Annotated in this window: 10 protein-coding genes; 8 read left to right on the top strand and 2 right to left on the bottom strand. The window is 57.3% G+C overall.

Features of this window, described 5'->3' with window-relative positions; genetic code table 11:
* Nucleotides 1–1,032 (bottom strand): agmatine/peptidylarginine deiminase, encoded by a 1,032-nt coding sequence (locus tag E1J53_RS18630; RefSeq protein ID WP_134274270.1) that lies wholly within the window; start codon nt 1,030–1,032, stop codon nt 1–3.
* A gap of 63 nt (nt 1,033–1,095) precedes the next feature.
* On the opposite strand from E1J53_RS18630, the gene E1J53_RS18625 reads away from it, so the two are divergent.
* The 6 genes from E1J53_RS18625 (at nt 1,096) to E1J53_RS18600 (ending at nt 10,864) form a co-directional block, all read left to right on the top strand.
* Nucleotides 1,096–1,896, top strand: coding sequence for an SUMF1/EgtB/PvdO family nonheme iron enzyme (locus E1J53_RS18625; RefSeq protein ID WP_134274271.1), 801 nt, complete (start codon nt 1,096–1,098; stop codon nt 1,894–1,896).
* A 36-nt stretch (nt 1,897–1,932) separates the two neighbouring features.
* The gene (locus E1J53_RS18620; RefSeq protein WP_134274272.1) at nt 1,933–3,294 is read left to right on the top strand and encodes a peptidoglycan DD-metalloendopeptidase family protein; all 1,362 of its coding nucleotides are present in this window, start codon (nt 1,933–1,935) and stop codon (nt 3,292–3,294) included.
* A gap of 535 nt (nt 3,295–3,829) precedes the next feature.
* Nucleotides 3,830–8,383 (top strand): glutamate synthase large subunit, encoded by a 4,554-nt coding sequence (gltB, locus tag E1J53_RS18615; RefSeq protein ID WP_134274273.1) that lies wholly within the window; start codon nt 3,830–3,832, stop codon nt 8,381–8,383.
* A gap of 52 nt (nt 8,384–8,435) precedes the next feature.
* Nucleotides 8,436–9,914 carry a glutamate synthase subunit beta gene (locus E1J53_RS18610; RefSeq protein WP_134274274.1) on the top strand — a complete coding sequence of 493 codons (1,479 nt, stop codon included), beginning with the start codon at nt 8,436–8,438 and terminating at the stop codon, nt 9,912–9,914.
* 107 nt (nt 9,915–10,021) lie between these two features.
* Nucleotides 10,022–10,381: a hypothetical protein gene (locus E1J53_RS18605; protein WP_134274275.1), complete on the top strand. Its 360-nt coding sequence runs from the start codon at nt 10,022–10,024 to the stop codon at nt 10,379–10,381.
* A gap of 246 nt (nt 10,382–10,627) precedes the next feature.
* Entirely contained in the window at nt 10,628–10,864 is a 237-nt protein-coding gene (locus E1J53_RS18600; RefSeq protein WP_134274276.1) for a hypothetical protein, read from the top strand.
* A gap of 139 nt (nt 10,865–11,003) precedes the next feature.
* Here E1J53_RS18600 and E1J53_RS18595 read toward each other — a convergent pair whose 3' ends face one another.
* The gene (locus E1J53_RS18595) at nt 11,004–12,329 is read right to left on the bottom strand and encodes a serine hydrolase (protein WP_134274277.1); all 1,326 of its coding nucleotides are present in this window, start codon (nt 12,327–12,329) and stop codon (nt 11,004–11,006) included.
* A gap of 202 nt (nt 12,330–12,531) precedes the next feature.
* On the opposite strand from E1J53_RS18595, the gene E1J53_RS18590 reads away from it, so the two are divergent.
* On the top strand, nt 12,532–15,219 hold the full coding sequence (locus tag E1J53_RS18590) for a prolyl oligopeptidase family serine peptidase (RefSeq protein ID WP_134274278.1): 2,688 nt from the start codon (nt 12,532–12,534) through the stop codon (nt 15,217–15,219).
* A gap of 39 nt (nt 15,220–15,258) precedes the next feature.
* Entirely contained in the window at nt 15,259–17,562 is a 2,304-nt protein-coding gene (locus E1J53_RS18585) for a tetratricopeptide repeat protein (RefSeq protein WP_134274279.1), read from the top strand.
* The last annotated feature ends 217 nt before the right edge of the window (nt 17,563–17,779 follow it).

The following is a 17,779-nucleotide window of genomic DNA, read 5'->3' as shown; positions in this document are numbered from 1 at the left end:
TTATGGCTTGAATTCAGGAATCTGCATGGTCAGACAGTGCAGGGCACCGTGCTGCTCAATAAAGGAACGACAGTCCACCATCTCCACCCTGTATCCGGTAGCTTCCCGCAGGACTTCGGCGGCCCGTTTGTCCTGAAGCTTACCCGGTGAATCAGAAGACTCGTCCAGAAAGTACGCTGGCACAAAGATGATCCCGTTGCTGATCAGGAAATTGGCGTAGGAGGCCGGCAGCCGGTGGCCATCTTCTTCACTGTGGATTGCCGGTGGCCAGGGTAGGGGAATGAGTCGGTACGGTGTCCCGCCCGGGGTGCGGAAAGTCTTCAGCTGTTCTTCCATGCGCTGGAAGGCCGGAAAATGGGGGTCGTCCGGATCGTCGCAGCGAACGTAGGCGATGGCATCTTCTGAAAGGAAGCGGGCCAGCGTATCGATGTGGGCGTCCGTGTCGTCTCCGTCTAGTTCGCCGTGATCCAGCCACAGCACGCGGTCGCAGCCCAGGTAGGCCCGCAGCTTTTCGGTGAGTTCCGCTTTACTCATTTCGGGGTGCCGCCCCGGAGACTGCAGGCAGTGACTGGTCGTCATGATGGTGCCCGCCCCGTCCGATTCGATTCCGCCACCCTCTAGGACAAAGTCGATGGTCCGTAAACGAAGGTCCCGAAAGCGCTCCCGGTGGAGCCGTTGGGTGATCAGATTGTCGTTACGGGCCGAAAACTTGCCGCCCCATCCGTTGAAGGTGAAATCAAGCATGGTGGGCCGTTGGTCGCCTTCGAAGACGGTCAGGGGCCCAAAGTCCCGGGCCCAGCAATCGTCGGTGGGCAGTTCCCGGACCTCTGCATCAAGCTTCTCCGCGTACGGATTAAAGTGTTCCGTATCGCCGACGATCATGATCACCGGGCACACGGCGGCAATGGCGTTGGCGGCGGCCACCATTTTTTCGGAAGCCCGTTCGAGCTGATCGGCCCAGTCGCCATCCCGTCGGGGAAAGGACATGAGTACGTATGCCTGGGGTTCCCATTCGGCGGGGAGACGGATCATCGTTTTCGGAGATTTAACGGCGGCCAGTGGTTAGCATTCACCGAAGCTTGTTTTCTTTACGCCATGAATGTAGGCAAAGCACTCGTATTTTTTCTGTTTTTGGGCGTGACCGCAGGTGCGATGTATTCCTGTTCGAGCCAGGAGGAGGATGCCCCGCAGGAAATCCCCGAGGGAATGGTCTGGATCGCGGGCGAGGCCAACGGGCGGGCGGGCTTCCTGATGGACGCACACGAAGTGACCACGGCTGATTTTGCGGCCTTTGTCGGGGCGACCGGTTACGTGACCGAAGCGGAAGAATTTGGCTGGTCCGGCGTTTTTTCAACCGATAGCCTGGGCTGGCTACCGGTGGATTCTGCAACCTGGAGGTACCCCCTGGGGCCGAACGCCCCGGCGGCGGATTCATTGGAGCCCGTCACCCAGGTCAGCTTCCGCGATGCGGAAGCCTACGCTAGCTGGGCGGGCAAGCGCCTGCCAACGGAGGAGGAATGGTTGTGGGCCGCCAGTCAGGGCGGCCAGGAAAGCGAATTCCCCTGGGGCAATCGCATGATCGTGGACGGTAAGTTTCCCGGCAACTGGTGGCAGGGCCCCTTTCCCTACGAAGATGAAGTGCTGGACGGCTTCCCGGGAATCGCACCGGTCAGAAGTTTCCCGCCGGCCCCGAACGGACTCTACGACATCTCCGGCAACGTCTGGGAGTGGACCACCACCAAACGACCGGAAACGGGAGAATACGTCATCCGGGGAGGCTCCTTTCTTTGTAGCGTCAGCTATTGCACGGGGTTCAATCTCCGTCAACGGCAGTATACGCCGGCGGACAGTGGATTGAATCATCTGGGGTTTCGGTGTATTTTAGAGGCCAAATAGTCGCCTCTACCCCCTTAATCATTACACCTACCCGCCATGAAAATCTTTCTTACCCCGTTACTCCTAACTTTCCTTTTCTCTCCATTGCTCTTGATGAGCCAAACGGTACCCGATGGCGGCGGTGCCCGCCAGCAGGAGGCGCGAGAAGCTTGTTTGCCCGCCGCGGATCGGGCCGTCATTCAGGAACAATTGACGGTCACCCTGCAACAACTGCGGCGTGAAGGAAAGATTCCCGCCGAAGATCAGAAGCTCAACCAAACGCTGGAATGGCCCCTGCGACTGGTGGGAATTGACTGGCCCAACTACTACGGTATTTCGAACTTTGTGGACCTTAACGACGAATCGGGGATTCTGGATTACACCTGCCGGCAACGCTCCTACGACGGCCACAACGGGACGGACTTTTTCACCTGGCCCTTCCCTTATTACCTCAAGGATCTGGACGCAGTGGAAGTCGTGGCCGCCGCCCCGGGGGTGATCATAGGGAAAGACGACGGCCAGCCCGACGAAAACTGCGCCTGGAGTAATCAGCGCTGGAACGCCGTCTACGTGCGGCACGATAACGGTACGGTGGCCTGGTACGGCCACCTGAAGCGCAACAGCCTTACCCAAAAGGCGGTCGGCCAGCGACTGGAAACCGGCGACTACATCGGGGTGGTGGCAAGTTCCGGCCGTTCCGATGGGCCGCACCTTCACCTGGAATTTCAGACCAGTACCGGAGAGATCATCGATCCCTACGGGGGGAACTGTAATGACGTGGACTCCGGCCTCCTGCGCTGGCGGGAACAACAAGCCTACCAGGAGCCGACCATCAATGCCGTTTTACTCCACGCTGCACCGCCCGTCCATGACTGCCCGGGAAGCCAGGAAAGAGAAAACATCACGGATGCCTACGACCTTGGTGACCAGGTGATTGTGGGGGCATACTTCAAGGATCAGATTGTGGGGGACATCGTCACTTACCGCATGCTGGGCCCCGACGGAAGCCAGGTTCAGCGGTGGATCCAGGTATTTGAGCAGAACTTCAATGGCTCCTGGTGGTGGTTCCGACGTAACCTGGGGGCGGGAGCCGTCGCCGGAGACTACGTAATGGAGGCCATCTTGCTGGGCGATACGGTCCGGCAACCGTTCACTTACGGCGTTACCACCTCCACCCAAACTCCCCGGGAGAGCGACCTGAAAATCTACCCGAACCCGGTGACCGACCACCTCAATTTTCCCACTAATCTCCGGCTGCGCAACTGTAAACTACTGGACCTTCGGGGACGTATCGTGGCCGAAAAGGAAGTTGCTTCGGGAGGCAGCTTATCCGTGGCGGGCTTACCCGCCGGGGTCTACCTCCTCGTCTGGGAAAATGATCGGCGGGAGGTGTTTCGTCAACGAATCGTGAAGAGATAATGTCGGTGCAGCGGAGAAAGCTGTCGTTCGTGCGGATTCCTACGTGCCCTGGCTTCGGTGAGCAAAGGTCGGCACCTGCACCCCGTTGCCCAAGAATTTGGCGGTAATCGGTCAGGTAGGTCCTTTACCATGGCACTTGAAACCGCGCGTGTGCCGGGCGGGAAGGTTCTCATCCCTAAACATGTCCCGCCGGATTTTTTTGGGGAACAGGGGAAGGATTTTCAAAGAGGTGGATCGACTAAAGTTTAAATTTTGCGGATGCGTATTATTTCAAAATAATAAATTGATAATATTGCTTTAATTGGAATTATGTTCAGCGGTCGACCTGGGGTTTCCGTACTATAAAGTCGTTGGCCGTCGTGAAAATGCGCGATTCTCCCTCGTTGATTCGGGGGTTTTGGTCACTTCATAAACTATCTTGAGGGTTCGCCCGATTGTTGATGGACAGCTAACCACTGCTCTTTTTGAAATTTAACCAAGTAAAGCCAAATCAAAAGTTAGTCGAAGGCTACTTCGAAACCGAAAGATTTGAGCTATGCGTCACGTTGCCGATACTCCCCGGGATTCCGGGCTTTACTCTCCCCATCTGGAATCCGATGCCTGTGGTACCGGATTCATTGCTAATTTGAACGGCATTCCCTCCCACAGCCTGGTCACGGATGCCCTGAAGATGCTCATGAATATGGAGCACCGCGGGGCCTGCGGCTGCGAACCCAACAGCGGTGACGGTGCGGGAATTCTGGTTCAGGTGCCCCATGAATTCTTTTCCCGTAAACTGAAGGAGAAGGGTAAGGAGCTTCCCGACAAGGGAAAGTATGGGGTAGGGATGCTGCTGCTACCCGCCGAAAAGGAGCTGATTCAGCGGTGCCGGTTCCTGTTCGAGGATTACGCGCACGACCTCGGTTTTGACCTCATTCACTACCGGAAGGTACCCACCGACCACGAGGAGGTTGGCCCCACCAGTCGGAACGTAGAACCACGCTTTGAACAGGTGTTCGTCAAGCCGAGAAAGGACATGGAGCCCCAGGAACTGGAGCGGAAGTTATACGTGTTGCGCAAATTCGCCACCCACAACATTCACCGCACCTACCCCGAGACCCGCGACCAGTTCTACATCGCCAGCTTCAGCTACAAGACCATAGTATATAAGGGGCAGCTCACCACCTGGCAGCTACCGGGTTACTTCACCGATCTGCAGAGTCAGGATTTTACTTCCGCCATCGCTCTGGTGCACAGCCGCTTTTCCACCAACACCGTACCGAAGTGGAAACTGGCCCAGCCCTTCCGGATGATTGCCCACAACGGGGAAATCAATACCATTCAGGGGAACGTGAACTGGTGGAAGAGCAAGGAAAGCCTCATCCGCGAATCGGCGAACTTCACCGAGGAGGAACTGGACATGATCTACCCGGTCTGCGGCAGCGGGCTGTCGGATTCGGCCAATTTCGACAACGTGCTGGAGTTTCTCACCATGACCGGCATCAGCATCCCCCACGCGCTGATGATGATGATTCCCGAAGCCTGGCAGCACGACGAACAGATGCCCGACTACAAAAAGGCTTTCTACGAATACACCAAGGCCCTGATGGAACCCTGGGACGGTCCCGCTTCCATCTGTTTTACGGACGGCATTCTGGTGGGGGCCACGCTGGACCGTAATGGTCTGCGCCCCAGCCGCTGGTGCCTGACCGATGACAATGTACTGATCGTCGCCAGTGAGGCGGGCGCCCTGCCGGTGGATCAGGCAAAGGTGGTGCAAAAAGGCCGCCTCCAGCCGGGACGGATTCTCGTGGCCGACCTGGAAGAACACCGGGTAATCGGTGACGAAGAGCTTAAAGAAATCATCTGCCAGCGCCTTCCCTACCGGGAATGGCTGGACGAGCAGCGGACCAACCTGGAGGAATTGCCCCTTCGCCGTAAGACGGACCCCCGGATGGACGACAAGACCCTCTTCGAGCGGCTGCAGCTGTTCGGCTACACCAAGGAGGACCTAAATTTCCTGCTCGAGCCGATGATCAAGGCGCAGAAGGACCCCATCGGTTCAATGGGCGCCGATACTCCGCTGGCGGCCCTGAGTCTGCAGAGTCAGCATCTGGCCAACTACTTTAAACAACTGTTTGCTCAGGTTACCAACCCTCCCATTGACCCCATTCGGGAGCGGAGTGTCATGTCCCTTTTTGCCATGCTGGGCAGCTCGAGTAACATCACGGAGTTCGGTCCGGAAAACGCCAAGAACATCCATCTGGATAGTCCGGTGCTTACCAACGACGACGTGGCCAGAATCAAGCAGATTCACCACCAGGACTTCCGCTCCGGGGTCATTAACTGCGTCTTCCCGGCCGACGGGCAGAGTGGCCGGCTGAGTGCCGCCATCGTCCACATCAAGGCCCAGGCCGAGAGCCTGGTCCGCAGTGGCTACAACATCCTCGTGCTGAGCGACCGTACTGCGGATAGCTTCAACGCCCCGGTCCCCAGCTTGCTGGCTACCGGTGCGGTACACCACCACCTGGTGGAACTGGGCTTGCGGGCCAAAACCAGTCTGGTCATCGAAGCCGGCGACGTGCGGGAAACCCACCACTTCGCTACGCTGATCGGATACGGTGCCAGCGCCGTGAACCCTTATCTGACCTACGCCGCCCTGGCGGATTTGCACGCCCGTGGCGTCTTTGACGAGGAAGAGCATGATCTCAAACAGGTGCTGAAAATCTACCGTAAGGCGGTTGGGAAAGGCCTGCTCAAAATCATGTCTAAAATTGGCATCTCCACCCTGCAGTCTTACCAGGGCGCGCAGATTTTTGAGGTGCTGGGTCTGAACCGTAAGGTGGTCGATGAATGTTTCCGTGGCTCCATCAGTCGCATCGAGGGCATCGGTTACGACGGTATTGCCCGGGAAGTACTGGTGCGTCACGGTCTGGCCTTCCCCGCTAAGCCGGTAGCCAAGCGGAGACTGGAGGTCGGTGGCGTCTATCAATGGAAACGCCGGGGTGAAGCCCATACTTTCAACCCCAAAAGCATCCACTATCTCCAATTGGCGGCCCGGAAGAATGATCCCGAGGCCTACGAGAAATACAAGCGGGAAATCAACGAGCAAACCGAGCGGGCGCTTACCCTCCGTGGACTGTTGGCCTTCCGCAAGGGAGATCCCATCCCCATTGAGGAGGTGGAGCCCGCCGAGAACATCATGAAGCGGTTCGCCACCGGGGCCATGTCTTTCGGCTCCATCAGCTGGGAGGCCCATACCACCCTGGCTATTGCGATGAACAAGATCGGCGCCAAATCCAACTCCGGTGAAGGTGGGGAAGACGAAGTACGTTACCAGCTTGATGAGCACGGTAACAACCTCCGTTCCTCCATCAAGCAGGTGGCCTCCGGACGGTTTGGCGTGACGAGCCACTACCTGACCAACGCCGACGAGATTCAGATTAAAATGGCCCAGGGGGCCAAGCCCGGTGAGGGTGGACAGCTCCCCGGCCACAAAGTGGACGACTGGATCGGCCGGGTACGGCACTCCACCCCGGGCGTGGGGCTCATTTCCCCGCCGCCCCACCACGACATCTATTCCATCGAGGATCTGGCGCAGCTGATCTTTGACCTGAAGAACGCTAACCGGAAAGCCCGGATCAACGTCAAGTTGGTATCCAAGGCTGGAGTTGGCATCATCGCCAGTGGGGTAGCGAAAGCCAAGGCGGACGCGATCCTCATATCCGGTCACGACGGGGGTACGGGCGCCAGTCCGCTGAGCAGTATCCGCCACGCCGGACTGCCCTGGGAACTCGGCCTGGCCGAAACCCATCAGACCCTAGTGCGCAACAAGCTCCGGGATCGCGTAGTCGTTCAGACCGACGGGCAAATCCGGACCGGCCGGGACCTGGTGATTGCGACCTTACTGGGGGCCGAAGAGTACGGGGTGGCCACGGCGGCCCTGGTGGTGGAGGGCTGCATCATGATGCGCAAGTGCCACGTGAACACCTGTCCGGTGGGTATCGCCACCCAGAACCCCGAACTGCGGAAGCGCTTTACCGGAGATCCGGACCACGTCATCAACTTCTTCCGCTTCCTGGCCGAGGATATGCGCCAGATTATGGCCGACCTCGGTTTCCGGACGGTAAACGAAATGGTGGGTAAGGTGGAACACCTGAAGCCCAACAACGAAGCCGAGCACTGGAAGTATAAGAGCCTGAACCTGAGCCCCATCCTGCACAAGGAAATTGCCGACGAAACGGTGGGCCTCTACAACAAGACCATTCAGGATCACGGCCTGTCCGACGTACTCGACCGCAAACTGTTGGCCGTGGCCCGGCAGACGCTGGAAGAAATGGAGTCTGTCTCCACGACCTTCCCCATCAAGAATACGGACCGGGCGGTGGGCACCATGCTCTCTAACGAGATCAGCCGCCGCTTCCACGGAGAGGGACTGCCGGACGGCGCCATAAAAATCCGTTTCCGGGGGTCCGCCGGGCAGAGCTTCGGCGCCTTTGGCGCCAAGGGCATCGAGTTCCTGCTGGAAGGAGAGTCCAACGACTACTTCGGCAAGGGACTGAGCGGCGGCCGCCTCATCGTGGTGCCGGACCGTAACTCTACCTTCGATCCCCACGAAAACATCATCATCGGTAACGTGGCCTTTTATGGGGCTACGTCCGGGGAGGCTTACATCAAGGGTACGGCCGGCGAGCGCTTCGCGGTGCGTAATTCCGGGGTGAAAACCGTGGTCGAGGGCGTCGGTGATCACGGCTGTGAATACATGACGGGCGGCCTGGTGGTGGTCCTCGGGGAAACCGGGAAAAACTTCGGCGCCGGGATGTCGGGTGGCATGGCCTACCTCTACGACCCGGACAACACCTTCCCCTCAAAGCTGAACGATGACATGGCCGATCTGGAGGCCCTGAACGAATTCGACCAGCAGCTGCTGCAGCAGATGGTCCGTAACCACTTCTCCTACACCAGCTCCAAAACGGCGTTGGACCTGCTGAACAACTGGGACGAGGAATTGAAAAACTTCGTCAAGGTGATGCCCCGCGATTACAAGCGGGTGCTGGAGCAGAAGGCGGAGCTTCCCAACGTGTCCGTCAAGGTCGCCGAGGTCGTTTGACCTCCCCCAATTATTACCTCAATCTTCCCGTCAGGGACAAAGACATAATACCATGGCAGATCCCCAAGGTTTTCTGAAACATACCCGCGAGCTTCCCGAGAAAAGAGCGGTAGCGGAGCGTAAACAAGACTGGAAAGAGCTCTATGAGCCCATGGCCGAGGCCCGGACCCGGCAGCAGGCCAGTCGGTGCATGGACTGCGGCGTTCCCTTTTGCCACAGCGGCTGCCCCCTGGGCAACATCATTCCGGAATTCAACGATGCGGTGTACCAGGAGGACTGGCAACTGGCCTACGAAATCCTCAGTGAGACCAACAACTTCCCGGAGTTTACGGGCCGGATTTGTCCGGCTCCCTGCGAGGCGGCCTGCGTGCTGGGCATCAATCAGCCACCGGTGGCCATTGAGCACATCGAAAAAAGCATCGCCGAGGAGGCCTTTAAGCGGGGATATGCCCGCCCGCAACCTCCCCAGAGCCGAACGGGAAAGACGGTGGCCGTCGTGGGCTCCGGACCGGCCGGATTGGCGGCCGCGGCCCAACTGAACAAGGCCGGACACACCGTCACGGTCTACGAACGCAACACCCGGATTGGCGGACTGCTCCGCTACGGCATCCCGGACTTCAAGCTGGAAAAGCACGTCATTGACCGGCGGATTGAACTCATGGAAGCGGAGGGCATCACCTTTGAGGTGAACGCCAATGTGGGCGAGAACGTAGATGCCAAGCAGTTGGTAAGGCAATGTGATGCGGTAGTACTGGCCGGCGGGAGTACCATCCCGCGTGACATCCCGGCCCCCGGCCGGGAGCTGAAGGGCATCCACTTCGCCATGTCCTTCCTCGACCAGAACAACAAACGGGTGGCGGGTGATGACCTCAGCCATCTGGAAGAAATCCACGCCCGGGGTAAGGACGTGGTGGTGATTGGTGGTGGAGATACGGGTGCCGACTGCGTGGGCACCAGCAACCGCCACGGGGCCAACTCGGTCACCCAGATTGAGATCATGCCCATGCCCCCCGCCATGCGGGACGAGCACAGCTGGCCCAACTGGCCCATGATCCTGCGCACCTCCACCAGCCACGAAGAGGGCTGTGACCGGAAATTCGCCATGCTGACCGAAGCTTTCCTGGGCGATGATGAAGGCAACCTCCGGGCCATTCAGGTGGTGGAAATCCGCTGGCAGAAGGACGCCGTGGGCCGCAATACTTTCGTAAAGCAGGAGGAGACCCGTCGGGAAATCCCCTGTCAGCTATTGTTGATCGCGGCCGGATTCCTGCACCCCCAGCACCAGGGATTACTGGAGAAACTGGGTGTGGGCCTGGATGCCCGCAAGAACGTGGCCGCCAGCCCGGAACACAACTACCAGACTTCCGTGCCCAAAGTGTTTGCGGCCGGGGACATGCGCCGTGGTCAAAGCCTCGTCGTCTGGGCCATCGCCGAAGGTCGGGAATGCGCCCGCGCCGTGGATGCTTTCCTTTCGGAGGGTGACTCGTCCCTGGAAAGCCGGGACAGCGGAAAGCTGGCGCTTACGGTATAACTGTTTTTCGAGGTCCTTAACACTTTTCCTAAGGTGGGCATAAGGTTTAGGAAAATCCGTTACTTCTGAGGGAGGCGTACGTTTAAAGGGTGAATAACATCACCGATATGCGAGCTTTAATCCCCGGTTTATTTACCCTTTGTCTACTGATCCTTTTCCCCCAGAACAGCTTTGCGCAGGGGAAAATGGAAGCGCCCGCCCGCGTTGAAAAACGTAATGTCATGGTGGACGACTCAACCCGTAAGGCCCCCCGGCAGACCGGTACTCCGGCAACCATAAATCGGGAAGACGCCAAAGCCATCATCAGCCGTCAGTCCCCCCGACGCGGCATCCGTAAAGCGGTACGCCTGAAGCGTCAACCAGCGGAAACCCGGGAAGGCACCCGGGAGGATGCCCGAAACAATCGTATCCGGAAGGAAAAGATTGAACAGCTGACCCAGGCCCAAAAGAAAAAAAAGGGAGCGTAATTCTTGCGCTGCCCAAAGACGCACATTGAATCAGACTACCGATCGATCCTGTCCTGACTGTTGTCGGGGCGGGATTTTTTTTGATCATGATTGGTGGGTTGTAAGTCAATTTACCAGAAATCCGGAAGGCTTTGGGTAGGGTGTTAACTCCCGTAAATGCCTTTGGGAATTGTGGCCTACCTTTATTTTTGGTGTAGTGTATTGGGCTGGAAGGCCGGATCTCACCAAGCCAAAACCGTACTGAATATGCGACCACCCATCTGCGCCGTTTGCCGCGAACGATTTGCTCCCGGAAAGGAATCTGGCTTACTCACCTTCGCGCTCACCGACGAGGACCGGGCCTACAACGAACGCTTCCGGGAACGAGGTGTTGTTGGTCACCCCCGCGGAAAAGAATGGTTTTGTGCGAAGCACTACGCCCGTGCGGCCCGACAAAAACACCGTACGCTTCGGGAGGTACTAAGGAACTGGGAGGAAGAGTAAATGCCGGGCGAGTTCCCAAAAGGCCACTTTTGGAAAGAGAAAGGCGGAAAACAAACACATGAAACAGCCCGAAAATTGAGTTTATATCACTCAATTCATCCAGCTTTTCCGATAAGCAGGTGTTGAGTGAGTAAATAAACTAGTTCATCAATTGCTCTAATGCCCGGAAAATTTTCCGGCGAACGTTTCGATCTCCGGGAGCATTGAGAAAGAGGAATACTTCTCCGTGGGGAGGATAATAGGTGCTGAATAGCTCAAACCCCCGCATGGAACCATCAACATTGACCGATGTTCCTTGAAAGTAGCGTTGGTGTTCTTCGTCAAAGATGTCGCCATTTCGGATCAGTGCATAAAATTTACGCAGGTCACCCAGGGTTGAATACATCCCTCCGCTACCCTTGATGAGCCAGGAAGTTGGCCCCCAGTTGGGTGGAATATTGGGTAAGCCCACCAGTTGAGGTCCTCCACCCTCGGCAAAATCCGTAATCGTAAAGGTTTGTTGGTCTCCGTATTCTCCCGTCCGCTGCATTTCCGCTGGTGTGAAAAAATTCTCCTGGAGAAATTCGAGGTAGGTTTTTCCGGTGGTCAGCTCAATGATGGCGGCCAGCAGGCCGAAAGCGCCGTGAGAATGGGCCCGACCCTCACCGGGAGGGAAGCGTAATTTTTGGGCCATCATTCGGCGAACGGCTTCCTCCCGGTCAACCCACTGAAGGTCTGGATCCCAATCCTGTTCCAGATCAAAGAAATCCGGTAGGCCGGAGGTGCCGGACATCAGGTGACGCAGCGTCATTGTTTTTTTATCCGCGGGAACCTGATCGAGGTGCTGGTCAATGGGATCGTCCAGGGACAACTGGCTGCGCTGATCCAGGAGCAATATCGCGGCGGTGGTAAAGTCGATGGGGCGCGATCCAATGGCAAAAATTGTCTCAAGTCCGTTGGGCTGATTCAACGCCCGATTAGCCATCCCAAAGGGAGCTTCCAGAATAATCTTTCCGTTTTGGCGGATGAAGATTACTCCCGCCATGTCCTGTTCCTTCAGAAACCCCAGGATTTCCTCCGGATGATCCGGATCAAATACCAGTTTTTCTTCCGGTGCCATGATGAATAGATCCGTGACTACATCCTGGGAGAAATCGTATAGAATCCTCAATCTTTTTTCTACTCCGTTGGCAAATAGGGACAGAATTGCCCCATCATCATCCAGATCAAGGCCGATGCCGTCCCGCAGTCCCTTTAAGTCAGCCTGCAGCGCGCGAATTTTCCTGACCGTTGCGGAATCCGCCCCGGTGGTCATAAACTTGTCCACGAACTGGTAGATATCGGTGGTGCCGTTTTGATCCAGCAGGCGCTCCACGGCCAGGGCGGCCGCCTCCACGTCCTGAGCAAAGAGGGGCGCAAAAAATGGGGACAACAAGAACAGCGTGGCGAGTAAGTAGCGCTTTGCCGATTGAAAGAAAGTGATCATCGCTTCTTTTGGAGTTTAGCGGGGATTTTAAAAGTACTGTGTTTTATCCTATTGACCGATGGGAAAAAAGTAAGCTGCCCGCAGGTTCACAATTGGTGACCTGTTTTTTTGCTCACCCTTCAGGTGAAGTGGCTTAGTGGCCCAATTGGGATTTCATACCGACAATCCTTGTTATTTTGCGGGCTGAAATACCCAAAATACCATGCGTCAATTCTTGCTTTGCTCCCTGCTGAGCCTGCTTTGCACCTGCGTCCTCGCCCAGAGCGAAAAAGCTACCGACTGGACGGTCGACGATATCCTCAATACGGAATACATGCGTTCCGTACAGTTTTCCCCCGACGGTGAGATGGTGCTGTGGAGCAAGCGGCGTGCGGTTACGAAGAAGGATCGCTTTGTCTCGGACCTTTACCTGACCAGGCTTACGGAAAAGAAGGACGGCAAGTTTCGCACCCACCGACTGACGCAGGGTGATGAAAGCACCTACTCCGCTTTTTTCAGCAAGGACGGGGAATACGTCTACTTTCTCAGCTCCCGGGAAAAGGGCAACAAGCTCTGGCGCATGAGTCTGTACGGCGGCGAGCCCGAACAGGTGCACGAATTCAAAAACGGGATCAGCAGTCCCCGCTGGATTGACAGTACGACCCTGGCCTTCGTCAGCTACGAGGGTAAGGACCTGGTGCAGCAGGAGCTGGAAAAGAAAAAGGACAACGTAGTGGTCGTTGAGGATACCGCCAGCTGGCGCATCAACCGCCTGTATCAGTTGGACCTCAAGACCAAAAAGGTGAGTCGAATCACCAAAGACGAAAAGCCCGTTAGCGGTTACACGCTGTCGAAGGATGGCAGTATGATGGCCTACTGGCTGGCGGGTAGCCCCCACCAGGCCGCCGACGCCCAGCCCAAGACGACCTACTTCGTGCGGGACATGAAGTCGGGCGACACCCGGCAAATCCTGGTGGGTTACCAGACGCCCCGGGGGCTGCAGTTCACCGACGATAACGCCGGACTGTACTTCATGGCCGTCAGCTCCAGCGACCCCGAGTGGGACGGTGCGGGCATGAGCGAGGTCTACTATCTGGACCTCAACGATTACTCCATCGACAAAGTGGACCTGGACTGGGCGCTGGGCGTCGGGGGCGGCATGACGGTCATGGGCGACGGGTTCTACGCCAGCCTCGCCAACCGGGCGACCCGCCGGGAAGCCTACTACCGGAAAACGGCCTCCGGCTGGACCAAAACCGAACTGGCCCTTGGCGATAAAAAGGATCACGTCAGCCTGCTGGCCGTCAGCGACGACCACCAGCGGGTGATCTTTGAACACTCCGTTTCCAGCCAGTTACCCAGGTTTTACGTGGCGAAGTTCGACGGAGCTACCTTCTCTGAAGGAGAAGAAGTGGTACAGCTCAACACCAAGCTGAAAAAGAAGCGCATCACAAAGAGTGAAGTCGTGGAATGGAAAGGCTGGAACGACGAGATGGTCACCGGCATCCTCTACTACCCCGAAGACTACGAGGAAGGACGGGCCTACCCGCTGATGCTGAGCATCCACGGCGGGCCTTCCGGGGTGGACCTAGATCGCTGGAGCGAGCGGTGGAGTACCTACCCCCAGATGCTGGCGCAGCGCGGCTCCTTCGTGTTGAAACCCAATTACCACGGTAGCTCCAACCACGGACAAGCCTTCGTGGAAAGCATCAAAAAGAACTACTACGACCCCGAGATGGAAGACATCATGAACGGGGTAAACTGGCTCATCGAGCGGGGGATGGTGCACCGGGATTCCATCGGTACGATGGGGTGGTCCAACGGCGCCATCCTGACCACGATGCTCACCGTCCGGTATCCGGAGGTGTTCAAGGTTGCCTGTCCGGGGGCCGGTGACGTCAACTGGACGAGTGATTACGGCACCTGTCGCTTCGGGGTTTCTTTCGACCAAAGTTACTTTGGCGGGGCTCCCTGGGACAACATTGGCGGCAAGACCTACAACGAAAATTACATCCTCAAATCACCGCTCTTTGAGCTGGAACGGGTGACGACGCCCACCATCATTTTCCACGGCAGTGAAGACCGGGCGGTTCCCCGGGACCAGGGATGGGAGTACTACCGGGCGCTGCAGCAAATCGAAAAAGCGCCGGTACGCTTCCTCTGGTTTCCCGGCCAGCCCCACGGTCTGGGCAAGATCACCCACCAGCAGCGAAAGATGAACGAAGAGCTGCGGTGGATTGACACCTACCTGTTCGGAAAGCCCGACACCAAGAACCGGGCCTTCAAGAAGGATAGCCCGCTGGCCATGGTGCTGGCGAAGGATACGCTGGCCCGGGTGGGAGATTTATTTGGCGTGCAGGCGAAAGGTAAACTGGTGCCGGAGGTGGTAAGCCTGGGCAAGGACACCATTGCCCTCGGTCGGTTCGAGGTCACCAACGCCCAGTATGCCGCCTACGACCGTGAACACCGCTACGGAACCAACGCGGGCAACCACCCCGCGCGGGTGACCCGTCCTCAGGCAAAAATGTACCTCGACTGGCTGAGCAAGCAACTGGGAAAAACCGCCCGACTGCCCAACGCCAAAGAGGCAGCGGCCCTGCACAAAAAGGCCCGTACGACCGGACCCAAGGAAAATACCCTGAACTACTGGGCGGGTTACGCCATTACGGTGGATGAGGTTCCGGAATTCCGCACGAAAATGGAAGAGGTCAAAACGACCCTGTTCAAAGCGGCCGGTAGTTTTGCCCCCACGAAGGTGGGCAAGGCGAACGTATACGACCTAGGCGGTAACGTTGCGGAGTACGCGCAGGAGGGAGGAAGCTACGGCTACGGCGCCTACGATTTTGTGGATCCCAGTGCCGACGCCAAAGGAGGCATGAAGGCGATGGGATTCCGCGTTGTTATTGAATAAGCCATCGGTTCCCTCCATCTCAACCACTAATGAATCCCTATGTCAACCACACCATCTTCAAATTTACTGTCCCGTTTGTGGGAGCGGAAAGTCCCCCAGCTCCTGGGTACCTACCTGGCGGTCGGGTTCGGATTACTGCAATTTTTGGAGTTCGTGGTCAACCGTTACGAGCTATCGGGTAGCCTGGTGGATAAATACCTGGTGCTCTGGCTGGTGGCGGTGCCGGCGGTGGCCGTCTTGTTGTACGTGCGGGGTGGCGAGGGAAAAATCAGTAAGGGAAGTCAGTTATTCGTGGGGGCGAACCTGTTGGTGGCCCTCGGGCTCGCCGTTTTCCTGTTCAACGGTGGTCAGCAAGAAGTCGAGGTCGTGGTTGACATTGCCGCCACGGCCCGCGACCTGGAGGGGAATGTCCGCAGCGTCCCCCAGGCCAGTGCCATCAAGAAGCTGGCCATCTTCCCCTTCGAGAACAACACCGGAAACGCGGAGCAGGACTTCTGGGAACTGGGCCTTTCCAACCTGTTGATGCGGGACCTGGAACAACGTCCGGAATATTACGTGTACGACGGCCTGACCCTGCAGGGATACTACGGATTGTTCGAGTTGGCGTACTTCACCCGCCTGAATCAAAGCACCCAACGTGGGATCGCCCAACGGGTCCGTTCGGACTACTTCATCAGCGGAGCCTTTAAGGAAAAGGAGGGGCTGTTTTCCGTATCCGGCAGCATCTACCGCACCCGCGATGGCAAGAAGGTCTATGACCTGTCCGCCGAGGCTGCTTCACCCTACGCGACGGTCGACCTGCTCAAGGAGAGCATCATCCAACAACTGCCCGATCCCATCGCCGTAGATGAATTCACGACGGATCTGCCGGCCTCCAGCCTGTTGACCGACGTTCCAGAAGCGCTAAAAGCCTACGTGGAAGGTCGCAAGAAATTCATCGAAAACCCGGGGGCGTTGCCACCCTCCCGGGCGGCCTTCGTGCGTGCCCTGACCATCGACCCCACCTGCGCCGACTGCCACTTTCAGGCGGGAGATAAAACCTACGGGATGGGGCAACGGGACAGCGCGTTAGTCCTGGTCCGTCGCGCCATCAAGCTCGCTGAAGTTTTACCGGACCGCGATCAGTTTTACTATAAGTCGGTACTCTACAACCTGGAGGGGAAGTTTGAGGCCCTGTACGATTTGATGGAGGTGCAGCGTAAGCTTTTTCCCTACGAATACCGTCCTTACGCGGCCCTAAGTGCCTACTACCAGCGAGAATACGGCGTGGATAGCGCCATCGTATTGATGCAGGAGGCCGCGGCGATTTCTGATCGCGAAAATGCCCTGAACCGATTGTACGCTCTGTACGTAGAGAAGGGAGACTTTGAGGCGGCCAAGGCTACCCTGGATGAGCTCTCGGAGGACTTTCCCACCCGGGAAGGGAATAAGAGCAAATACATCGATTTATACCAAAAATGGAACAAGCCCGACGAGGCCAGAGCGCTCCTCAAGGAACTGATGACCCTCGACCCCTTCGATTATCAGCTTCAGTTTAAGCTGGCTTCCCTGGAATACGGTGCCGGAAACTTTGGCGGAGCCGAAGAAGTGGTGAAGAACATTCTCTCCGAAACCGGCGTCACTCGAGATTCCATCACTGCGATGGACTGGTTGATCAACATCGCCATCAACGATGGCCGCATTCGGGCAGCGGAGCAACTGATGGAGGATCGGATAGAGATTGCTTCGGCCCTGATCCCGGTGAACGTCCAGTTGCAGGATCAGTACGCCAACCGGGCCAAAATGAAGATTCTGAAAAGCGATCAGACGGGCCTTCAGGAGTTGATCGCTGAACTCAAGCAATACGACGCCGAGCGCGGCCGGATGTACGAGTGCTTTACGGCCATTTACCGATCCGTTTACGACGCCACGAACCCGCCGGAAATGGAGGAGCTGATCCAGTGCCGACCTACTTTTGCGGCCCTGGGCGGGACCATGCAACTCATGGCTGAGCTTTACGAAACCGTCGCCAACGAAGAGTATCCCGCCGCGGCGCAGTTGGTCGCCGAACAGATGGACGAAGGGCTCGACATTGCGGGTGGAGAATTGGCTCAGGCGCGAGTTTTGCGGTTGGGTGGACGGCTCGACCGGGCCGAAAAATTGTTGCGGGAACAGCTGGAATTGTACCAGCGGAATCCCGACTTTCACCTGGAGTTGGCCCGCGTCCTGGCCAAGAAAGACCCGGCCGCCGCCCGAGAAAGTTTAGAAGTTGCCCTGGAGGTTTGGGCCACGGCGGACAAAAACTTTCTGCCCAAAAAGCGGGCCACGGAATTGATGAGTCAGCTCGGAGCGACCAGTAAATAGGCCGCAAATTGGGCCCGGAGGGCAGGTGCCAGGTTTTTAAAGGATTGAAGGATGGAATAATTGAAGGACGGAATGGAAAGCACCCTTCCGCCTGGAGCTCCCCACAATAGTAGACAGCTACTTCTGATTGACTTGGTTACTATTTTTAACCAATCAACTCGATGAGATGTCGAAAATGAGGAAACAATTTACCAAAGAAGAGCGGCTTGAAATTGTC

The sequence above is a fragment of the Lewinella sp. W8 genome, assembly GCF_004375085.3.
In the GTDB taxonomy this organism is placed as follows: Bacteria; Bacteroidota; Bacteroidia; order Chitinophagales; family Saprospiraceae; genus Neolewinella.
The sequence above is the reverse complement of the archived record's forward strand: the minus strand, read 5'-3'. Positions and strand labels throughout refer to the sequence as shown.

Excerpts from the sequence above, each read along its gene's own strand:
- E1J53_RS18630 (WP_134274270.1), bottom strand. The coding sequence starts at position 1,032 with ATGATCCGTCTCCCCGCCGAATGGGAACCCCAGGCATACGTACTCATG.
- E1J53_RS18625 (WP_134274271.1), top strand. The coding sequence starts at position 1,096 with ATGAATGTAGGCAAAGCACTCGTATTTTTTCTGTTTTTGGGCGTGACC.
- E1J53_RS18620 (WP_134274272.1), top strand. The coding sequence starts at position 1,933 with ATGAAAATCTTTCTTACCCCGTTACTCCTAACTTTCCTTTTCTCTCCA.
- gltB (WP_134274273.1), top strand. The coding sequence starts at position 3,830 with ATGCGTCACGTTGCCGATACTCCCCGGGATTCCGGGCTTTACTCTCCC.
- E1J53_RS18610 (WP_134274274.1), top strand. The coding sequence starts at position 8,436 with ATGGCAGATCCCCAAGGTTTTCTGAAACATACCCGCGAGCTTCCCGAG.
- E1J53_RS18605 (WP_134274275.1), top strand. The coding sequence starts at position 10,022 with ATGCGAGCTTTAATCCCCGGTTTATTTACCCTTTGTCTACTGATCCTT.
- E1J53_RS18600 (WP_134274276.1), top strand. The coding sequence starts at position 10,628 with ATGCGACCACCCATCTGCGCCGTTTGCCGCGAACGATTTGCTCCCGGA.
- E1J53_RS18595 (WP_134274277.1), bottom strand. The coding sequence starts at position 12,329 with ATGATCACTTTCTTTCAATCGGCAAAGCGCTACTTACTCGCCACGCTG.
- E1J53_RS18590 (WP_134274278.1), top strand. The coding sequence starts at position 12,532 with ATGCGTCAATTCTTGCTTTGCTCCCTGCTGAGCCTGCTTTGCACCTGC.
- E1J53_RS18585 (WP_134274279.1), top strand. The coding sequence starts at position 15,259 with ATGTCAACCACACCATCTTCAAATTTACTGTCCCGTTTGTGGGAGCGG.